Origin of the sequence: Bacillus sp. 522_BSPC, assembly GCF_001076885.1 — a bacterium.
Taxonomy (GTDB): domain Bacteria; phylum Bacillota; class Bacilli; order Bacillales; family Cytobacillaceae; genus Niallia; species Niallia hominis.
In genome coordinates this window covers 1-18,448 of the sequence record NZ_JVDT01000010.1, presented here as the reverse complement: position 1 = coordinate 18,448, position 18,448 = coordinate 1, and the positions used below count along the sequence as shown (strand labels likewise).

At 35.4% G+C, this 18,448-nt stretch carries 15 protein-coding genes; 13 read left to right on the top strand and 2 right to left on the bottom strand.

What is annotated here, in order from left to right; all coding sequences use genetic code 11:
• Positions 1-9: 9 nt before the first annotated feature.
• The 7 genes from argB to clpB all read left to right on the top strand — a co-directional run bounded on the left by argB (position 10) and on the right by clpB (position 10,701).
• A complete protein-coding gene (gene argB / locus ADJ83_RS01070) occupies positions 10-783 on the top strand; it encodes an acetylglutamate kinase (protein ID WP_031538194.1) in 774 nt (257 codons plus the stop codon).
• On the top strand, positions 780-1,937 hold the full coding sequence (locus ADJ83_RS01065) for an acetylornithine transaminase (protein ID WP_031538196.1): 1,158 nt from the start codon (positions 780-782) through the stop codon (positions 1,935-1,937). The genes argB and ADJ83_RS01065 overlap by 4 nt, the downstream gene beginning before the upstream one ends.
• Before the next feature lie 79 nt (positions 1,938-2,016).
• Positions 2,017-3,099, top strand: coding sequence for a carbamoyl phosphate synthase small subunit (locus ADJ83_RS01060; RefSeq protein ID WP_031538197.1), 1,083 nt, complete (start codon positions 2,017-2,019; stop codon positions 3,097-3,099).
• Positions 3,092-6,214, top strand: a complete 3,123-nt coding sequence (locus ADJ83_RS01055) for a carbamoyl phosphate synthase large subunit (protein WP_031538198.1) — start codon at positions 3,092-3,094, stop codon at positions 6,212-6,214. The genes ADJ83_RS01060 and ADJ83_RS01055 overlap by 8 nt, the downstream gene beginning before the upstream one ends.
• Positions 6,211-7,158 (top strand): ornithine carbamoyltransferase, encoded by a 948-nt coding sequence (argF, locus tag ADJ83_RS01050; RefSeq protein ID WP_396953883.1) that lies wholly within the window; start codon positions 6,211-6,213, stop codon positions 7,156-7,158. Before ADJ83_RS01055 ends, argF begins: the two co-directional genes overlap by 4 nt.
• Positions 7,159-7,658: 500 nt before the next feature.
• On the top strand, positions 7,659-7,838 hold the full coding sequence (locus ADJ83_RS01045; RefSeq protein WP_031538200.1) for a YjzC family protein: 180 nt from the start codon (positions 7,659-7,661) through the stop codon (positions 7,836-7,838).
• A gap of 262 nt (positions 7,839-8,100) precedes the next feature.
• Positions 8,101-10,701: an ATP-dependent chaperone ClpB gene (clpB, locus tag ADJ83_RS01040; protein ID WP_031538201.1), complete on the top strand. Its 2,601-nt coding sequence runs from the start codon at positions 8,101-8,103 to the stop codon at positions 10,699-10,701.
• 218 nt (positions 10,702-10,919) lie between these two features.
• Here the strand turns inward: clpB and ADJ83_RS01035 are convergent, their stop codons facing one another.
• Positions 10,920-11,099: a YjzD family protein gene (locus tag ADJ83_RS01035; RefSeq protein ID WP_235251674.1), complete on the bottom strand. Its 180-nt coding sequence runs from the start codon at positions 11,097-11,099 to the stop codon at positions 10,920-10,922.
• A gap of 297 nt (positions 11,100-11,396) precedes the next feature.
• On the opposite strand from ADJ83_RS01035, the gene ADJ83_RS01030 reads away from it, so the two are divergent.
• The 3 genes from ADJ83_RS01030 to ADJ83_RS01020 all read left to right on the top strand — a co-directional run bounded on the left by ADJ83_RS01030 (position 11,397) and on the right by ADJ83_RS01020 (position 14,138).
• Positions 11,397-12,134 (top strand): alpha/beta hydrolase, encoded by a 738-nt coding sequence (locus ADJ83_RS01030; RefSeq protein ID WP_031538203.1) that lies wholly within the window; start codon positions 11,397-11,399, stop codon positions 12,132-12,134.
• A 179-nt stretch (positions 12,135-12,313) separates the two neighbouring features.
• Positions 12,314-13,105: an NAD(P)-dependent oxidoreductase gene (locus tag ADJ83_RS01025; protein ID WP_031538204.1), complete on the top strand. Its 792-nt coding sequence runs from the start codon at positions 12,314-12,316 to the stop codon at positions 13,103-13,105.
• A gap of 22 nt (positions 13,106-13,127) precedes the next feature.
• Positions 13,128-14,138 carry a BMP family ABC transporter substrate-binding protein gene (locus ADJ83_RS01020; protein ID WP_160314239.1) on the top strand — a complete coding sequence of 337 codons (1,011 nt, stop codon included), beginning with the start codon at positions 13,128-13,130 and terminating at the stop codon, positions 14,136-14,138.
• A 187-nt stretch (positions 14,139-14,325) separates the two neighbouring features.
• Here ADJ83_RS01020 and ADJ83_RS01015 read toward each other — a convergent pair whose 3' ends face one another.
• Positions 14,326-14,745: a hypothetical protein gene (locus tag ADJ83_RS01015; protein ID WP_031538206.1), complete on the bottom strand. Its 420-nt coding sequence runs from the start codon at positions 14,743-14,745 to the stop codon at positions 14,326-14,328.
• A gap of 369 nt (positions 14,746-15,114) precedes the next feature.
• Here ADJ83_RS01015 and ADJ83_RS01010 point away from each other — a divergent pair, with 369 nt between their 5' ends.
• From ADJ83_RS01010 to ADJ83_RS01000, 3 genes are all read left to right on the top strand, one after another.
• Positions 15,115-16,053: a beta-ketoacyl-ACP synthase III gene (locus ADJ83_RS01010; protein WP_031538207.1), complete on the top strand. Its 939-nt coding sequence runs from the start codon at positions 15,115-15,117 to the stop codon at positions 16,051-16,053.
• A 70-nt stretch (positions 16,054-16,123) separates the two neighbouring features.
• On the top strand, positions 16,124-17,365 hold the full coding sequence (fabF, locus tag ADJ83_RS01005) for a beta-ketoacyl-ACP synthase II (RefSeq protein WP_031538208.1): 1,242 nt from the start codon (positions 16,124-16,126) through the stop codon (positions 17,363-17,365).
• Between the two features lie 319 nt (positions 17,366-17,684).
• A complete protein-coding gene (locus ADJ83_RS01000; RefSeq protein WP_031538209.1) occupies positions 17,685-18,107 on the top strand; it encodes a Fur family transcriptional regulator in 423 nt (140 codons plus the stop codon).
• The last annotated feature ends 341 nt before the right edge of the window (positions 18,108-18,448 follow it).

Here is an 18,448-nt window from a genome sequence, read left to right as displayed (position 1 = left end):
GTGAAATCGATGAAAACCATTGTTATAAAATGTGGGGGAAGTGTAATCGATCAACTAACTTCAGAATTTTTTACTAGTTTAAAAAGGCTAAAAGCTAATGGCTATCAGCTAGTATTTGTACATGGTGGCGGTCCAGACATTAACGAGATGCTTGATTATTTTCAAGTGAAAGCAACATTTCATAATGGGCTTCGTAAGACAACAGAAGAGGCACTGGAAATTGTAGAGATGGTTCTGTCTGGAAAAACAAATCGTAAGTTGGTTCAGTTGTTAAGGGAGAACGGCTTAGATGGTATTGGTCTTAATGGGACAGACGATAATTGTATAAATGCATCTATTATTGATGAAGAAAAGCTTGGCTTAGTAGGGGCTGTTTCAAAGGTGAATGCAAGGTTGATTTACACCTTATTAGAAGAAGCTTTAATCCCAGTTATAACACCTTTAGGAATTACAGAGGATGGTAGGAAATTAAATATAAATGCAGATTATGTGGCATCAGCAGTAGCTAAGTATTTACATGCGGAACAATGTCTCTTTGTTACAGATGTAGCGGGAATCTTAATAGATGGAAGGCTTCAATCAGTAATGGCACAGGAGGAAATTAATCATTTTATCGAAACTGGTCAGATTAGTGGTGGAATGATTCCAAAAGTTACTTCTGCCATAGCTGCATTAGAAAGTGGTTTAAATAGTGTAATGATTGTATCAGGCAAAAAACAATTTTTTGATGGGGAAGACTTACTTGGAACAAAAATCGTTGTGAAAGAAGGGATTATAGAATGAGTCATTTATTCCCAACCTATTCAAAATGGGAAATTGAGCCAGAATCAGCTAAAGGAAGCTATTTATATAGTAAGGATGGGGGCGTTTATTTAGATTTTACATCAGGGATAGGTGTTTGTAATTTAGGTCATTGCCATCCGGAAGTAAAACAGTCTGTAGAACAACAATTAAATAAGTTTTGGCATGTTTCTAATCTTTTTCCAATAGAATTGCAGGAGAAGGCAGCTGAACTGTTAACAAATGCGTCTGGATTAGATCTTGTTTTCTTTGCAAATAGTGGGGCAGAAGCAAATGAGGCAGCGATTAAGCTAGCAAGAAAGGCAACGGGAAAAACTAAAATTCTAACTTTTATGCAATCCTTCCATGGAAGAACATTTGCAACAATGTCCGCAACGGGTCAAGATAAAATCAAGCAGGGATTTGGTCCAATGCTAGATAAATTTGAATATGTCCCATTTAATGATTTAGCTGCACTAGAACAACAGCTAACAGAAGATGTGGCGGCTGTGATGCTTGAGGTTGTTCAGGGGGAAGGCGGCATTTTTGTAGCTTCGAAAGAGTTTTTACAAGGAGTAGAAGCACTTTGCAAAGAAAAAGGCGTTTTGCTAATCATTGATGAGATTCAAACAGGGATTGGTAGAACAGGAAAAGCCTTTGCATTTCAGCATTTTGGAATTAAACCAGATATTATCAGTTTAGCAAAAGGGATGGCAAATGGTATACCAACAGGTGCTATTGTTGCAGATGGAAAGTTAAAAGAATTTTTCGGACCAGGTAGTCATGGAACAACATTTGGAGGAAATCCATTAGCAATGGCCGCAGCCGTAAAAACAATGGAAATCATCTTTCAGCAATCCTTTTTAGATGATGTACAAAAGAAAAGTGAATGGATTATTAGTGTTCTAAAAGAAAAGCTAGTTGGAAATCAACTAGTGAAGGATATTCGTGGATTAGGATTAATGATTGGAATTGAACTGGATATGCCAGTAGCTTCGATTTTGGGAGAATTAAGAAAAGAAGGATTAATGGTTTTAAATGCTGGAGAAAAGGTTATACGATTATTACCAAGTCTTAATACTCTACAAGAAGATTTCGAAAAAGCGTTAGAGATATTAGAAAAAAATCTAAATATTCATGCGAAAATCACAATCTAATATGTATTTTTTTGCATGATAATGTATAATTATAAGAAATAAAGAGTAACTATACATTCATTATCGAGGTGTAAACACAATGGAAGGTTATCTTCACTTAAGCAATGGTGTGAAATATAAAGGCGATTTTGCAATAGAGGCAAAAGTCAAAGAGGTAAAGGGAGAAATCGTATTTTTTACTGGAATGACTGGGTATCAGGAAGTATTAACAGACCCTTCGTATAAGGATCAAATAATCGTATTTACGTATCCGCTAATCGGAAATTATGGAATCAATAAGGAAGATTTTGAGAGCAAACAGCCACATGTAGCGGGTGTTATTGTTTATGAATCAAATAGCGAGGCTTATCATTATCAGGCTGAATATTCACTACAGGATTATTTGAACAAATGGGATATACCGATGCTTACACATGTGGATACTCGATCGATTGTCAAAAATATAAGACAATCGGGTTCCATGCCTGCAGTTATGACTGCAGAAAAAGAGATTACTAGTAATACCTTTTCTTTAAAGGAAGATGGAAAAGTAGCAAAAGTTTCAGATAAGAATTTTAAAACATATGGACAGGGAGAATATCATATTGTCCTCGTTGATTTCGGAAAAAAAGAAAGCATGTTAACGGCATTATTAGAACGTGAATGTAAAGTGACGGTAGTACCATATAATACAGAATTTACAAGTATTAAATCATTACAACCTGATGGAATTCTTCTTTCCAATGGACCAGGGGACCCGAAGGAATTAGAGGGGATTTTGCCAACCATTAAAGCGTTGATTACGCATTATCCAACACTTGGTATATGCTTAGGGCATCAGCTTGCAGCATTAGCACTTGGGGCAGAAACAACTAAACTATCATTTGGACATAGAGGAGCCAATCATCCTGTAATGGATCGAAAGAAAAAGAGGGTGATTATGTCCTCACAAAATCATAGCTATGTAGTGAAAGAAGAAAGTTTAACTGCTACTGGCTGTGAAGCAAGATTTTATAATCTTCACGATGGATCGGTAGAGGGACTGTCTCATAGCATGTATCCATTGCAAACTGTTCAGTTTCATCCAGAGGCGAATCCAGGACCTTCTGAAGGTTGTTATGTATTTGATGAATTTATAGAAGACGTTAAAGCAAATAATGGGAGAGTTTTTGCATATGCCTAAAGACACGACGATAAATACTATACTTGTAATAGGATCAGGACCAATTGTAATTGGTCAGGCAGCAGAATTTGATTATGCTGGTACACAAGCATGCATGGCTTTAAAGGAAGAAGGATATAAAGTCATACTTGTTAATAATAATCCAGCTACAATCATGACAGATGAAACATTTGCAGATTCGATATATTTCGAACCATTGACAGTAGATGTATTAGAAATGATTATTCAAAAAGAAAAGCCTGATGGAATCCTTGCAACTTTAGGGGGCCAAACAGGATTAAATCTTGCATTTCAACTTAGTGAACAAGGCATTTTAGAAAAGTATCAAGTGAAATTACTGGGAAGCTCTATCGAATCGATTAAAAAAGGAGAAGATAGAGAAGCGTTTAGAGAATTAATGTATCACTTAAATGAGCCAGTACCAGAAAGCAAAATTGTTCATAAAGTAGAAGAAGCTGTAGACTTTGCCAATGAAATAGGTTTCCCTATCATTGTACGCCCTGCCTATACGCTAGGCGGAACAGGTGGCGGCATTGCTGAAAATATGGAAGATTTCACTAATCTTGTAACTGGTGGCTTGAAAGAAAGTGCAATTGGTCAATGCTTAGTGGAAAGAAGTATTGCTGGCTTTAAGGAAGTAGAATATGAGGTAATGCGAGATAGCATGAATACATGTATTACCATTTGCAATATGGAAAACATCGATCCAGTTGGAATCCACACTGGTGACAGCATTGTTATTGCTCCATCTCAAACATTGACAGATGTAGAATATCAAATGCTTCGTTCTGCTTCTATTAAAATCATTTCTGCATTAGGAATAATTGGCGGATGCAATATCCAATTTGCATTAGACCCGAACAGCAAGAAATATTATTTAATTGAAGTAAATCCAAGAGTAAGCAGATCATCTGCCTTAGCTTCTAAAGCTACTGGCTATCCGATTGCAAGAATGGCTGCAAAATTGGCAGTTGGTTACACGCTAAATGAACTGATAAATCCGGTTACCGGCGATACATTTGCAAGTTTTGAACCAGCATTAGATTATGTAGTTGTTAAGATTCCTAAATGGCCATTTGATAAATTTCCTGCTGTATCAAGAAAACTAGGAACACAAATGAAGGCAACAGGAGAAGTAATGGGAATAGATCGGAATATGGAGCGGGCTTTATTAAAAGCAATTCGCTCCCTTGAAATAAAAGGGAACGATTTAACGTTACCTGGATTAAACGAGATGTCTGTTGAAGCGTTATATGCAAAAATGCTCGAACAAACAGATGAAAGATTTTTTGTCATTCTCGAACTTATTAGAAAGTCAGAGTCAGTTACTAAAATCCATGATATAACAAAAATCGACTTGTTTTTCCTGCATAATTTTAAAAGATTAATAGATATGGAAAAAGAAATAATCCATTCTTCGCTCCAAACAGTAACAAAAAAGGAGTTATGGAAGTGGAAAGAAAAAGGGTTTAGTGATGCCTTTTTAGCCAGTGCTTGGAATTGCTCTGAAAAAGAGATTCGAGCAAAACGTAAACAATTTGCTGTGCTCCCTATTTATAAAATGGTGGATACATGTGCGGCTGAGTTTGAAGCAAAGACAAATTATTATTATTCCAGCTACTATGGAGATAATGAACAAAATAAAAGTGATAAACGAAAAGTGCTTGTTATTGGTAGTGGACCAATAAGAATTGGGCAAGGAATAGAATTTGATTATTGCTCTGTTCATGGAGTATTTGCTTTAAAAGAAGAAGGAATTGAAACGATTATTATTAATAACAATCCTGAGACCGTCAGTACTGATTTTGCTACTGCAGACCGCCTGTATTTTGAACCATTAGTAGTAGAGGATATTATGAATGTTATCGAATCAGAGGGGATCAAGGATGTCATTGTACAATTAGGTGGTCAAACAGCACTTAATGTTGCAAAAGAGCTAGAAGCATACGGTGTTCGTATTCTGGGATCAAACAGCAGTACCATTGATGTGTTAGAAGATCGGGATTTATTTTATAAGCTTTTAGAAGAAGAAGATATACCGCATATTCAAGGAGATATAGCGGAAAGTGAAGCGAAGATTATACAATCAGTGCAGAAAATAGGTTTTCCAGTTCTAATCCGTCCATCTTACGTTATTGGCGGCAAAGGAATGGAACGTATTAATGATGAATATGCATTACAATTATATTTGCAAACAGATGTACCATATCCAGTGCTTGTTGATCAATTTATGGAGGCATCTGAGGCAGAATTGGATTTGGCCACTGATGGAGTCGATATTTGTGTTCCAACTATTATGGAGCATATTGAGAAAACAGGAGTACATTCAGGCGATAGTCTATCATTATTACCTGCTAGAAATTTATCGTTAAACATAAAAGAAAAAATGATTACTTATGCTAAAAAAATTGTAAGACATACAGGTTATAAAGGGTTAATGAATATCCAATATATTATTAATAACGAAGAGGTTTATGTGCTTGAAGTTAATCCTCGTGCCAGTCGCACCGTTCCGATTGTAAGTAAAGTAACTGGGGTGCCACTAGTACAAATTGCGACAAAAATATTGCTTGGGAAATATGCTTTCACTGAAGAAGAAAAGACGTTTACCGATGATATTAAATTTACTTGTGTCAAGTACCCTGTTTATTCCAATTATGCTTTAAAGGGCTTAGATTCTAAAGTAGGACCAGAAATGCGTTCAACAGGCGAGGGGATTGCACTTGCTTCCACTGTTGAAAAGGCTTTGAAAAAAGTCTTTCATCCTACCTTAAAGAAAATGCCGAAACATGAAATGAAAGTAGTTGTAAAAACGACAGAAGACTTAGAGGCGATTTATAAAGTGGCTGAACAGGTACAGCTTTCTGTAAAAATGGCTGATAATAATACGGTTGAATCGTTATTAAAGGATAAGAGAACAGTTGCTTTTTACAATCCAACAAATTTAAAAGAAGATAAATTATCTCGTGAATTAGCTACAAGAAATCGGATAATTACTTTTACACAAAAGGAAAGCTTAGAGGCATTTATTACCTCTTTCAAAGAGAACGAATTAACTGTTCATTCCATTCAGGAATGGCATGAAGAGATAAAAAAAGGAGTGAGTACGGTATGATGATCGCATCCGATTTAAATTTAAAGGGAAAAGATTTATTAACATTAGCTGATTATTCAAAAGAAACGATTCTTGAATTACTCGATAAGGCAAAGACAATAAAGGAAGCGCACTTGAATGGAGAATTATTTGCTCCTCTTCAAGGGAAAACATTGGGAATGATTTTTGAGAAATCATCTACAAGAACAAGAGTATCCTTTGAAGCAGGCATGCATCAGCTAGGAGGTCATGCCCTTTATCTAAATAGTCGTGACCTCCAAATCGGAAGAGGAGAAACTATTTCTGATACCGCAAAAGTTCTATCACAATATGTGGATGGGATTATGATTCGTACATTTTCTCACTCAATTGTGGAAGAATTAGCAGAGCATGCAACAATCCCAGTGATTAATGGGTTAACGGATTTGTATCATCCTTGCCAGGCATTAGCAGACCTGCTTACGATATTAGAAGTGAAAGGGACTTTAAAAGGTTTAAAGCTTGCCTATATTGGTGATGGAAATAATGTTGCCCATTCCTTGCTAGTAGCATGCTCAAAGGTAGGGATTGATATTTCCGTTGCTACACCGAAAAATTATGAAGTAGATACAAAAGTGGCAGAATTAGCTTATTCTTTTGCTGAAGCAAGCGGCAGTGAGATTGTCCTTACAAATGATCCAGTGGAAGCTGTCCACCAAGCAGATGCCATATACTCGGATGTATGGACCAGCATGGGACAGGAAGCGGAAAACGAACAGCGTTTAAAGGATTTCCAAGGCTTTCAAATTAATGCAGACTTAGTGAAGCATGCAAAAGCGGATTATATCTTCTTACACTGTTTACCAGCCCATCGAGAAGAAGAAGTAACAACAGAAATTATTGACGGGAATCATTCATATGTCTTTCAACAGGCAGGAAATAGATTGCATGCACAAAAAGCACTATTAGTGGAAATTTTAAAATGAAAAAGTCCTTGACGATTAACTATTGTTAATCGTCTCAGTTAGTCGACAAAAAGATTTTTAAAAAGATAAATTAAATTTATATCCGTTGCTTGGAGTGGAAGGGGTGAGACTCCTGTGGGATTAGCGAGACAGCTGAGACCCTGCAGGCTGTAGGCCGAAGCGGCTCAGCGCGAGCCCCACGGAAAGCGAACCCCTGTAGCGGAAAGCAACATCTTATTCGAAGAGATTAGTAAATATACTATAGAAAAACGTCTGTTCTCTAAAATTTCGGAGTTTGTCTACAGTCTTTGACGATTAACCATTGTTAATCGTCTTTTTCTGTGGAAATACTATCTTTAGTATGTGTAAACAATTTATAACTAACCAACTTCAATACCAGTAATTATTTTCCGTAATTTTCATTTGAAAAAAGGCCATACTAATAGCAGTTAAGTAATATCAACTTTCTCTTCGTGTTTACTTAACTGCTCAAATGGTAATGGATAAAGGAGGAGTTTATTTTGGGTCAAAATAGACAGTTTCGTCCAGGGCAAAAGGCACCAAACAATGGTTTATATATAGAAATTGGTGAAACCGGAAGTAACGTAAATAACCCTCAAAAGTTAAAAATGAAAGCAGGAGATCGCTTTCCAGAAACGTCCAACCATAATCGATTATGGTCCTATCAAAGAAGACCATAATAAATAAGTAGTTATTCGATTCAAAATACTTTCATGTGAAACCATTTTGGATTTAACATTTTGTTGATTTCAGCAGAAAATCAACAAATAGATGCTTAATAAAAGGGATTTCTCTTAAAGAGTCAGCTTCATGATAAATATCTCCATTGAGATATCATTATGTTGAACATTACTCTTTGTATAAGAGAGATCCCTTTACATATGGATAAAATATACTATAATAAAATCAAAGGTCAAAAAAGGTCAAAAGGAGTCTTGTAAAATGAATGTAGAACAGATGACAGAAAGAGTCCAGTTAGCAATAACAGAAGCACAATCCCTTGCAATAAAGGAAAGTCATCAAGAAATAGATGATATCCATTTGTTTTTGGCTATTCTTCATCAGCAAGATAATTTATTGACTTCTATACTACAAAAACTACAAATAGAACCGAATAGGATTTTGGATAAATTAACAAAAGAATTACAGAAAAAGCCACAAGTATCCTTAAGTGGTTCCGAACAGGGAACAGTCTATATAACAGCTGGTTTGCAACAGCTTTTAACGAAAGCAGAAGAAGAGATGCTTGCATGGGAAGATGAGTATTTGTCCGTAGAGCATCTAATTCTCGCCACATATAAAATAGAAAAATCAACGGTAGGAACGATATTCAAAAAAGAGGGTATTCCATTTGAAGAAATGAAAAAAGCAATAAAAGAGATAAGGGGGACACAGAAAGTGACTAGCAAGAATCCAGAAGCAACATATGAAGTACTTAGTAAATATGGCAGAGATCTCGTGGATGAAGTAAAGCTGGGGAAGCTTGACCCAGTAATTGGGCGAGATAATGAAATCCGGAATGTCATTCGAATTTTATCAAGAAAAACTAAAAATAATCCCGTCTTAATTGGTGAACCAGGTGTGGGTAAAACAGCTATTGTGGAAGGGCTGGCACAACGAATTGTCCGAAAAGATGTACCTGAAGGATTAAAGGATAAAACGATATTTTCTTTAGATATGGGAGCATTAGTGGCAGGAGCAAAATTTAGAGGGGAATTTGAGGAGCGTCTAAAGGCTGTTTTACAGGAAGTGAAAAATAGCGATGGACGTATCGTTTTATTTATTGATGAATTGCATACGATAGTTGGGGCAGGCAAAACAGATGGAGCAATGGATGCAGGGAATATGCTTAAACCGATGCTGGCAAGAGGGGAACTTCATTGTATTGGTGCTACAACATTAGATGAACATCGCCAGTATATTGAAAAAGATCCTGCACTGGAGCGTCGTTTTCAGCAGGTTCTTGTATCGGAGCCAACAGTAGAAGATACAATTGCTATTTTAAGAGGGCTAAAAGAAAGATTTGAAATCCATCATGGTGTTAATATTCAAGATCGATCTATCATTGCAGCGGCTACTTTATCTGATCGGTATATAACAGAACGTTTCTTGCCAGACAAAGCAATTGATTTAATTGATGAAGCATGTGCGATGATTCGTACCGAGATAGACTCCATGCCGATTGAAATTGATGAGCTGACAAGAAAAATTATGCAGCTCGAAATTGAAGAAGCCGCATTACATGGGGAAGAAGATATCCAAAGTAAAGAGAGATTGGCTATTATTGCAAAAGAACTAGCGAATTTAAGAGAAAGTTCGAATGCATTAAAGGCTAAATGGCAACATGAAAAAGATGCTTTGCAATCCATTCAGGAGAAAAAAGAACAGCTCGAACGGAAAAAGAGAGAGTTAGAGGATGCAGAAAATAACTATGATTTAAATAAAGCGGCTGAGTTAAGACATGGAAGTATTCCAAAATTAGAGAAAGAAATTAAAGAAATGGAAGGTCAAGCGAAACAAGAGCAGGAAAATCGTCTTCTTCGAGAAGAAGTTACCGAAGAAGAAATCGCTAATATTGTTGCCAGATGGACTGGTATTCCTGTCTCCAAATTAGTAGAGAAAGAACGAGAAAAGCTTTTACGTTTAGAAGCAATTCTGCAAGAAAGAGTGGTTGGGCAATCAGAGGCAGTTGAGCTAGTTAGTGATGCTGTATTAAGAGCAAGAGCTGGAATAAAGGATCCGAATAGACCAATTGGTTCCTTCTTATTTTTAGGACCTACCGGGGTTGGGAAAACAGAACTAGCTAAAACATTAGCAGCAACCCTATTTGATAGTGAGGAACAAATGATTCGTATTGATATGTCTGAGTATATGGAGAAACATGCCGTATCTCGTTTAATTGGAGCTCCTCCTGGATATATAGGGTATGAAGAGGGCGGTCAGTTAACAGAAGCAATTAGAAGAAAGCCTTACTCTGTTGTTCTTTTAGACGAGGTGGAAAAAGCTCATCCAGAGGTATTCAATATTTTGCTTCAAGTTCTTGATGATGGAAGAATAACAGATTCAAGGGGTAGGACGGTCGATTTTAAAAATACCGTAATTATTATGACATCTAATATTGGTTCCCATTTATTATTAGAAACTGGAGATGCAAATGAGATTCCCAAAGAAATTAGAGATGGAGTAATGGCACAATTAAATGGTCATTTTAGACCAGAGTTTTTAAACAGAATAGATGAGGTTATCTTATTTAAGCCATTAACATTAGCGAATATTAAGGACATTGTTTCAAAGCTTGTTGATCAATTACAAGGACGGCTTACTGATCAGCATATAACCATTGAAATGACAGACAAAGCGAAAGAATTTGTGGCGAAAAATGGCTTTGACCCTAAATTTGGAGCAAGACCGCTTAGAAGATTTTTGCAAAAGACGATTGAAACATTATTAGCGAAAGACATCATTGGCGGAAAAATAAAAGAAAATGATCATGTACAGATTGATGAAGAAAACGAACATATTGTGTTAAAACGTAAGGAATAAAGATTTTACCTTCGTCTAAGCAGCCTAAAATATAGAAAGAAAACGATATTTTAGGCTGCTTTTTTACAGTATAAAAACCATAAGTTTTCTGCTTTGACGCTAGAACATTACCTTTATTGTTACCATACTAAAAAGGTGTTTAAATAAATATACGAACTAGGGAATTCCCCCCTAATTGAATATATTATTTAAACACCATTTACTACAGTGACATATTCTTAATGGGAACCTTCTTCATGAGTAGGTTCATTTGGAATAAGGGCTGATAGAATGAAAACTACTACGGAAAAGACAGCTGTTAGAATCATTCCCATTGAAAAGTCAAAAGGAACCCCATTCATTGAACCAACAACATAAACTAACATTTGAGCAAGTAAAAATGTCCAAAAAATTGTCATTATGTAACGCAACCGAAATCACCTCTTTATAGCTTGCTAATCATACTCATCTTACCACATAGTAGATAAATAATAAATGTGAATGATATAGCTTTCTTAAATTCTTCACTTTTTCATCATATAAATTGTCTTCCCATATATGCAATGATTATTTTTAAGGGAGGAGAGATGAGAAAAATCAATGTCATTTGGTCGTGTAACTCCGCATTTCTTCTTGGAATATAGGCAAACTCCCTTACATTTTAATAAAAGAGACATACATTATTAAAAGGAAAATGCTAAAAAGGAGTTTTTAAGATGGAGAACCGGAACTTCCAGTTAGATACCGAATGGAACATGATACATTATCCTCATCGACCTAATGGTTTCGGTATCTTAATTATTGGAGACGAAAGGAATTTTGTTACAGATACAAATAGTTTTTGGAACCAAAATGAGGGAAAGAGAACCTTAATTGAATCATTGCTGGATAATGGCTATACCATTTTTTATTCCAATTTATATGGGAAAAATTGGGGTAGTGAAAAAGCTTTGCAGATGGCAAAAAGACTATATGAACATATTATTCGTACAGAGATACTGAATCACAGAATTCATATTATTGCAGAAGGTATGGGTGCCTTAACAGCTATTCGCTTAATGATGGAAATGAAGGATAATATTCGATCTGTTGTTCTGTTAAACCCTATTCTATCTTTAAAGGAGCATTTAGAAAGGGAAAAAGAGCATAAGTTTTTTATTAAGAAGTTAACCAATGAAATCAGTATTGCTTTTAATACAAATAAGCATGAATTAATGGAGTTATTAAAGGATAAAAAGGAGTACCAGCTAGAGGAGACTGATACACCGACAAAAATCATTCAAATCCTCCACAATGGTAGGTCCTATTATCAATCCCATGCATTAAAAAAAGCTTCTGCTATTTGGGAAGAAAAAAGTTTGCCGATTTTTGTCTCCTATGTTCTACCAGAAAAACGAAGTGCAATGCCGAAACAAATTGCTTCTTTTTTTAGAAAGTATGAAAAAAAACTTTAGAAGAAAAGATGTTGTTCAATGAGCATATGTTAAACGAACAACATCTTTCGCTTTTCTTTCATGAAACTAAGTAATCCTGTGTATGATTTTTGACTGTATGGTTCCTAAAGTACTTCGAAATATTTACCTTTTTACATGCATATGAATACATTAAGTAATTATTTATGGGAGGCTTTTTAATGAAGAAGGCAGTAGTATTCGGTGCATATCAATTCCTCGGTTTTCATATATGTGGAGCACTATTAGAAGAGGGAGAGGAGATAATAGGTGTATCTTTCCCGCATATAAATATAGCTGATATAGAAGATAAAAGAATGGAAATAGGCAGAAATGCAAATTTTAGTGAAATAAGCTGGGATCAACTTGGATCTATACTCCAAGATGCAAGCATTGACCATCTTTTTTTTGACCTATATACAATAGAAAGCCTACAATCCTTGTATAGAACAATGAAAAGGCACATTTTTGACTGTAGTGATAAAGAATTGCTTTTTAATAAAAAACTTGTTTTCTTAGTAAATATTATGGCAATAGAAAAAGAAAGAGAATTACTTTCTTCCATTAGAGATGACCTTGGAGGCTATATGATTCAGATGATACATATGCCCACATTATATGGGCCATGGCAGCCAAGCGATTTTTTGTTTCAGCAGCTAGTAGAAGGAAATGAAAAGGATGCTGTTCGCATAGGTTTACGAGAATATCCTACAGATGCGATTTATATCGAAGATGCTGTATCGGAAGTAGTAAAACAGACAAATAAAGGACAAAATAAGGATATTCTATTAAAAAGTAATGTAATAAACCATTGGCAAAGATGCTTAGAACATTTAAAATGGAATGTACCTAAAAGCGTTCATAAAGATATAGAAAATTTAAAAGGATTAGAAGAGATAATAGTAATAAATAAACGCAGTATTTCAGAGAACTTAGATAAACAGAAAAAGCACCATTTATTATATAGAATTTAATAGTGTTATAGGAGTAATAATAATGAAAAAAGCATTAATGAACATCCGAAATAAAATAATTAGAGGAAAGATTATCATTATCCTTCCTCTAATTATGTGTGTTCTTTTGCTTTTCCTTTTTTTTAATGGATCGATTGCTAAAAAAGGAAAGGTTGAAAAAGTAGGGCTTCTAGTCAGTGGTACAGTAAGTGATCAAGTTTGGGGTACAAAAGGATATAAGGGACTGTTAAATATTCATACTAAACTTGGTGTGGATGTTTTTTATAAAGAGTCAATTGATTCTTATACCATAACAGAAAGGGCAGTAAAGGAATTTAAAGCGAAAGGTGTCAATTTGATTTTTGGACATGGTGGTGATTTTGTCCAATATTTTAATATCCTTTCCTCTAAGTATCCTTCCATTCATTTTGTCAGTATAAATGGGAGAGAGCCTGCGACAAAAGATAATACAACCAATATTAAGTTTGAAAATTATCCAATGGGCTTCTTTGGTGGAATGGTAGCTGGACAGATGACAAAAACAAATACTATTGGTGTAATTGGTGCCTATGAATGGCAAGAAGAAGTTAATGGATTTAAAGATGGAGTCAAATATGTCAACAAAAATGCAAAAGTCATAAAAGAATTTGTGAATGATTGGGATAATCGAGAAAAGGCAATGAACATATTAAATGATCAAATCAGTAAGAATGTGGATATTGTTTATCCAGTAGGAGATGGCTTTAATGTAGAAATAGTAGAAAGCATTAAAGAAAAAGGTCTACACGTAGTTGGTTATATTTCTGATCAAGCGAATTTAGGAAAGTACACAGTGCTAACAAGCACGGTTCAAGATATTCCTAAACTTTATGAACAAATTGCCACTGAATTTGATGAAGGGGAACTTCACTCCGGTACTCAAATCTGTGGAATTAGAGAGGGTACCATATATTTAGGGGAATTCAGTCCAAGTATTGATCAAGATATTGTTGAATCCATACAGAAGGATTTAAATCGGTATAAGAAGACTGGAAAGCTGCCAAATGAGGAATAAAAGGAAAAGGCTTCTAATAATGTCATGATGGTATTTCTTTTTATTTTAGGAAAGCCTTGTCCTTTAGTGAGAAAAAGAATAAGTATATGATGACCTGACACGACGTAAATAATTTTTAATGTATTGCAAGAAGATAAAATAGAATCAAAACTGGGAATGGACTAACAAGTAATCAATTCATACTAAGTTAATCCATCCATTTTTTTACGAAAGGGGTTATTTTTTTGAATAGAGGCTTTAAATCATTCGCTGATGTCATAAACATATCGACATTCTTCATAAGGAGTTCAAGGTCTATTTGATTTATAAAGTTTGCAACAGCATCAAAATTTGCATTTTCCTCCTTTTCCTCCTTTTCCTCCTTTTCTTCTACCTGATTGGATTGCCTATTACTTCTACCAAGAATCCAATCATCTCCTTTAACTCCTCTTGAAATGGAAGGCTCCTCATCCGTTCGTTGAGAATGTTCTAGTGACTCCTTTTTTCTTATGGAACGACTGTTTGTACCAAACATAAATAGAGAAAAGTGATCCATTTCTGTTTTTTCATCTGCTATAACATCCTTTTGATCTTTTTCATCAGATAGTTCCTCTTTATAATCGTCCACATTTCTTCCTCCTAAAATACATTCTAAATTATGCTCTTAATATGTTATGAAAAACATCGGTAAATGCTTAGACCAATGTAATAGAAAACAAAATATGTTGCAAAAGAGAGGAGGAATTTGATAAAATTAGTACCAAGTCATAATAATTGATAATAATATATTAATGTAATACTGTAATTTTCTCCTTTCTATTTAGACCATATTGAACAAATTAGGGTAAACTAAAAAAAAAACATCCTTATTTTGTTTATAGATCACTGAGGGATGAATATACATGACAATTTTTTAAATGAGGATAAGGAATAACTGCATTAAAACAAATAAGAGAGAGATACCGGGTAACCGGTGAATATAAAGGAGCTGAAAGCTTTGGGTACAGGAATAATTGGTATTGGCCGTGAACTTCCAGAAAAAATTTTAACAAACTTTGATTTAGAGAAAATGGTTGATACAAATGATGAATGGATAAGAACGCGAACTGGCATAGAAGAACGAAGAATAGCGGACGACAATACAGATACATCGGATATTGCATTAGCAGCAGCAAAGAAAGCAATTGCTGATGCTGGCATTCATCCAGAAGATATTGATATGATAATGGTCGCAACGGTTACACCTGATCAGTCATTTCCATCTGTTGCATGTATGATTCAAGAAAGACTAGGTGCAAAAAAGGCTGCAGCAATGGATTTAAGTGCGGCATGTGCAGGATTTATGTATGGTATGGTGACAGCAAAGCAATTTATTGATACAGGGGTTTATAAATATGTACTGGTTGTTGGCGTAGAGAAGCTTTCTAAAATTACAAATTGGGAAGATCGTAATACAGCTGTACTCTTTGGGGATGGAGCTGGAGCTGCTGTACTAGGTAAAGTTTCAGATGGAAGAGGGATTCTTTCATTCGAATTAGGAGCAGATGGTTCTGGTGGGAAACATCTTTATTTAGATGATGAAGACTATATTTACATGAATGGTAGAGAAGTCTTTAAATTTGCGGTTCGTCAAATGGGCGAAAGCAGTGAAAATGTGTTGGTAAAAGCAGGATTGTCCAAGGAAGATGTAGATTTCCTTATTCCACATCAAGCGAACATTCGCATCATGGAAGCGTCAAGACAAAGATTGGATTTACCAGAAGAGAAGTTATCCAAAACAGTTCATAAATATGGAAATACAAGTGCGGCATCTATTCCCATTTCCTTAGTGGAAGAATTAGAAACAGGTAAAATTAAAGAGGATGATGTCCTTGTAATGGTCGGTTTCGGTGGAGGCTTGACTTGGGGTGCAATTGCTATGCGTTGGGGAAGATAAGATTCCTTGATTTGTAAAAAGAAAACTAGCAGATTTATGTTGATAAATATAGCAAAAAGGAGAATAGGACATGAGTACGAATAGAAGAGTAGTTGTTACTGGTATTGGAGCTGTAACGCCACTTGGTAATGATGCAGTAACTACATGGGATAATATTATAGCTGGAGTTTCGGGAATTGGACCACTCACAAGAATTAATGCTGATGAATATCCCGCAAAGGTAGCAGCAGAAGTGAAGGATTTCAATCCGGAAGATTTTATGGAAAAAAAAGATGCTAGAAAAATGGATCGTTTTACACAATATGCGGTTGCAGCATCCTTAATGGCAGTAAAAGATGCTAATTTACAAATAACAGATGATAATGCTCCTCGTATTGGCGTGTGGATTGGTTCCGGGATTGGCGGAATGGAAACGTTCGAAAATCAATATGAAATGTTCCAAAAAAGAGGCTATAAACGAGTAAGTCCTTTCTTTGTACCGATGTTAATTCCAGATATGGCATCTGGACAAGTTTCGATAACATTAGGTGCAAGAGGAGTGAATTCTTGTACTGTTACTGCTTGTGCAACGGGAACAAACTCTATTGGAGACGCATTTAAAGTTATTCAGCGTGGAGATGCTGATGCGATGATTACTGGTGGAGCAGAGGCGCCGATTACAAAGATGTCCGTAGCTGGTTTCTGCGCAAATACCGCTTTATCCTTTAATCCAGATCCTAAAACAGCAAGTAGACCATTCGATGCGAATCGTGATGGATTTGTAATTGGTGAAGGTGCAGGAATTGTGGTGCTAGAAGAATTGGAGCATGCTTTAGCAAGAGGTGCTAACATTTATGCAGAAATAGTAGGATATGGTTCCACAGGAGATGCTTATCATATTACTTCCCCTGCACCCGGAGGAGAAGGTGGAGCAAGAGCCATGAAAATGGCAATTAATGATGCCGGACTTGCACCAGAAGATGTTTCTTATATTAACGCACATGGAACAAGCACAGCATATAATGATAAATTTGAAACGATGGCTGTTAAAGAAGTCTTTGGAGAGTATGCTTATAAAGTCCCAATGAGCTCAACAAAATCCATGACTGGTCATTTGCTTGGAGCAGCAGGTGGAGTCGAAGCTATTTTTAGCGTCTTGGCAATTAGAGACAACATTCTTCCACCAACAATTAATTTTGAAACAGCAGATCCAGATTGTGATTTAGATTATGTAATTAATGCCCATAGAAAGCAAGAAGTAAATGTAGCAATGAGTAATTCCCTAGGCTTCGGCGGCCATAACGCTACTATTGTATTTAAAAAATATCAATAAATACTTCGCTTATTTATGTAATTAATTCAAGGATTGTTGAAAAGCTCCTACTAATAAAATAGTCATGTATTAAAACTGCTAGGATTCATTAACAACTTGAATCTTAGCAGTTTTTTTATTGCAAAAATGAAACCAATCCAATCTTTATTTATAATTATTTTAAATTAATATTGACTATTATTATAAAGTGTATATAATTAAAACTATAATTCTATTATTTAAGGTATAAATTCGGAAATTTTTAATGTTTAAAAGAAAACGCTTTCTTCGAGGGTGAACTTACTATTTAAGAAGATATTACGTAGAAAGGAAGAATTCTATGCTTAGTATAGAAAAGGCTAAAAACCTGTTGAAAGAAAAAAATATTCGTCTTACACCACAGAGACTTGAATTAATTAATATTCTATCTAAAGACAATAAGCATTGGACAGTAGATGAAATTTATCATGTCCTAAATGAGAATATGCCTTCGGTAAGTATTACTACTGTTTATAATAACATCCATTTATTTATAGAATTAGAGCTATTGAAAGCGATACAATTTGGCGAAGGATTAAGTAAATATGAATGGAAAAAAGAAGAACATTATCATATTGTCTGTAGCGATTGCGGTGAAATAGTGGATATTTGGTATCCTACATTAAGGGAGGTAGAATCATTTGCGAAATCCATATCTAAATTCAATATCAGCTCCCATAGTCTCCAATTTTACGGAACCTGTGAACAATGTTCAAAAGGCTAAGCGAAAAAGCGAGTTCATTTGTTTAGAGTGTAAACAGCCAATCAAAAAATTAAAACACTCCATTATTTGTGGATGCGGAAGTAGAATCATGAAAGAAACACATAGATAATTTATATAGAGGATGGGACATAAGCATCTCAACTAACAATAAACACGAACTATAATGTGATTAATTCGCGTAAATGTTCGCTTTTATTTTTTTAGAAAAAGGTTTAAAAAACGAAGTGTAATGGAGCGGAGGACGTTCGACTCCTGCGGGAAGTGGAGGAAAGGCTGAGACCCCGCAGCGCAGCGAGGAGCTTCCTCCCCGCGGAAAGCGAGCGTCTGTAGCGCAATGGAAC

Excerpts from the sequence above, each read along its gene's own strand:
- argB (WP_031538194.1), top strand. The coding sequence starts at position 10 with ATGAAAACCATTGTTATAAAATGTGGGGGAAGTGTAATCGATCAACTA.
- ADJ83_RS01065 (WP_031538196.1), top strand. The coding sequence starts at position 780 with ATGAGTCATTTATTCCCAACCTATTCAAAATGGGAAATTGAGCCAGAA.
- ADJ83_RS01060 (WP_031538197.1), top strand. The coding sequence starts at position 2,017 with ATGGAAGGTTATCTTCACTTAAGCAATGGTGTGAAATATAAAGGCGAT.
- ADJ83_RS01055 (WP_031538198.1), top strand. The coding sequence starts at position 3,092 with ATGCCTAAAGACACGACGATAAATACTATACTTGTAATAGGATCAGGA.
- argF (WP_396953883.1), top strand. The coding sequence starts at position 6,211 with ATGATGATCGCATCCGATTTAAATTTAAAGGGAAAAGATTTATTAACA.
- clpB (WP_031538201.1), top strand. The coding sequence starts at position 8,101 with ATGAATGTAGAACAGATGACAGAAAGAGTCCAGTTAGCAATAACAGAA.
- ADJ83_RS01035 (WP_235251674.1), bottom strand. The coding sequence starts at position 11,099 with ATGACAATTTTTTGGACATTTTTACTTGCTCAAATGTTAGTTTATGTT.
- ADJ83_RS01030 (WP_031538203.1), top strand. The coding sequence starts at position 11,397 with ATGGAGAACCGGAACTTCCAGTTAGATACCGAATGGAACATGATACAT.
- ADJ83_RS01025 (WP_031538204.1), top strand. The coding sequence starts at position 12,314 with ATGAAGAAGGCAGTAGTATTCGGTGCATATCAATTCCTCGGTTTTCAT.
- ADJ83_RS01020 (WP_160314239.1), top strand. The coding sequence starts at position 13,128 with ATGAAAAAAGCATTAATGAACATCCGAAATAAAATAATTAGAGGAAAG.
- fabF (WP_031538208.1), top strand. The coding sequence starts at position 16,124 with ATGAGTACGAATAGAAGAGTAGTTGTTACTGGTATTGGAGCTGTAACG.
- ADJ83_RS01000 (WP_031538209.1), top strand. The coding sequence starts at position 17,685 with ATGCTTAGTATAGAAAAGGCTAAAAACCTGTTGAAAGAAAAAAATATT.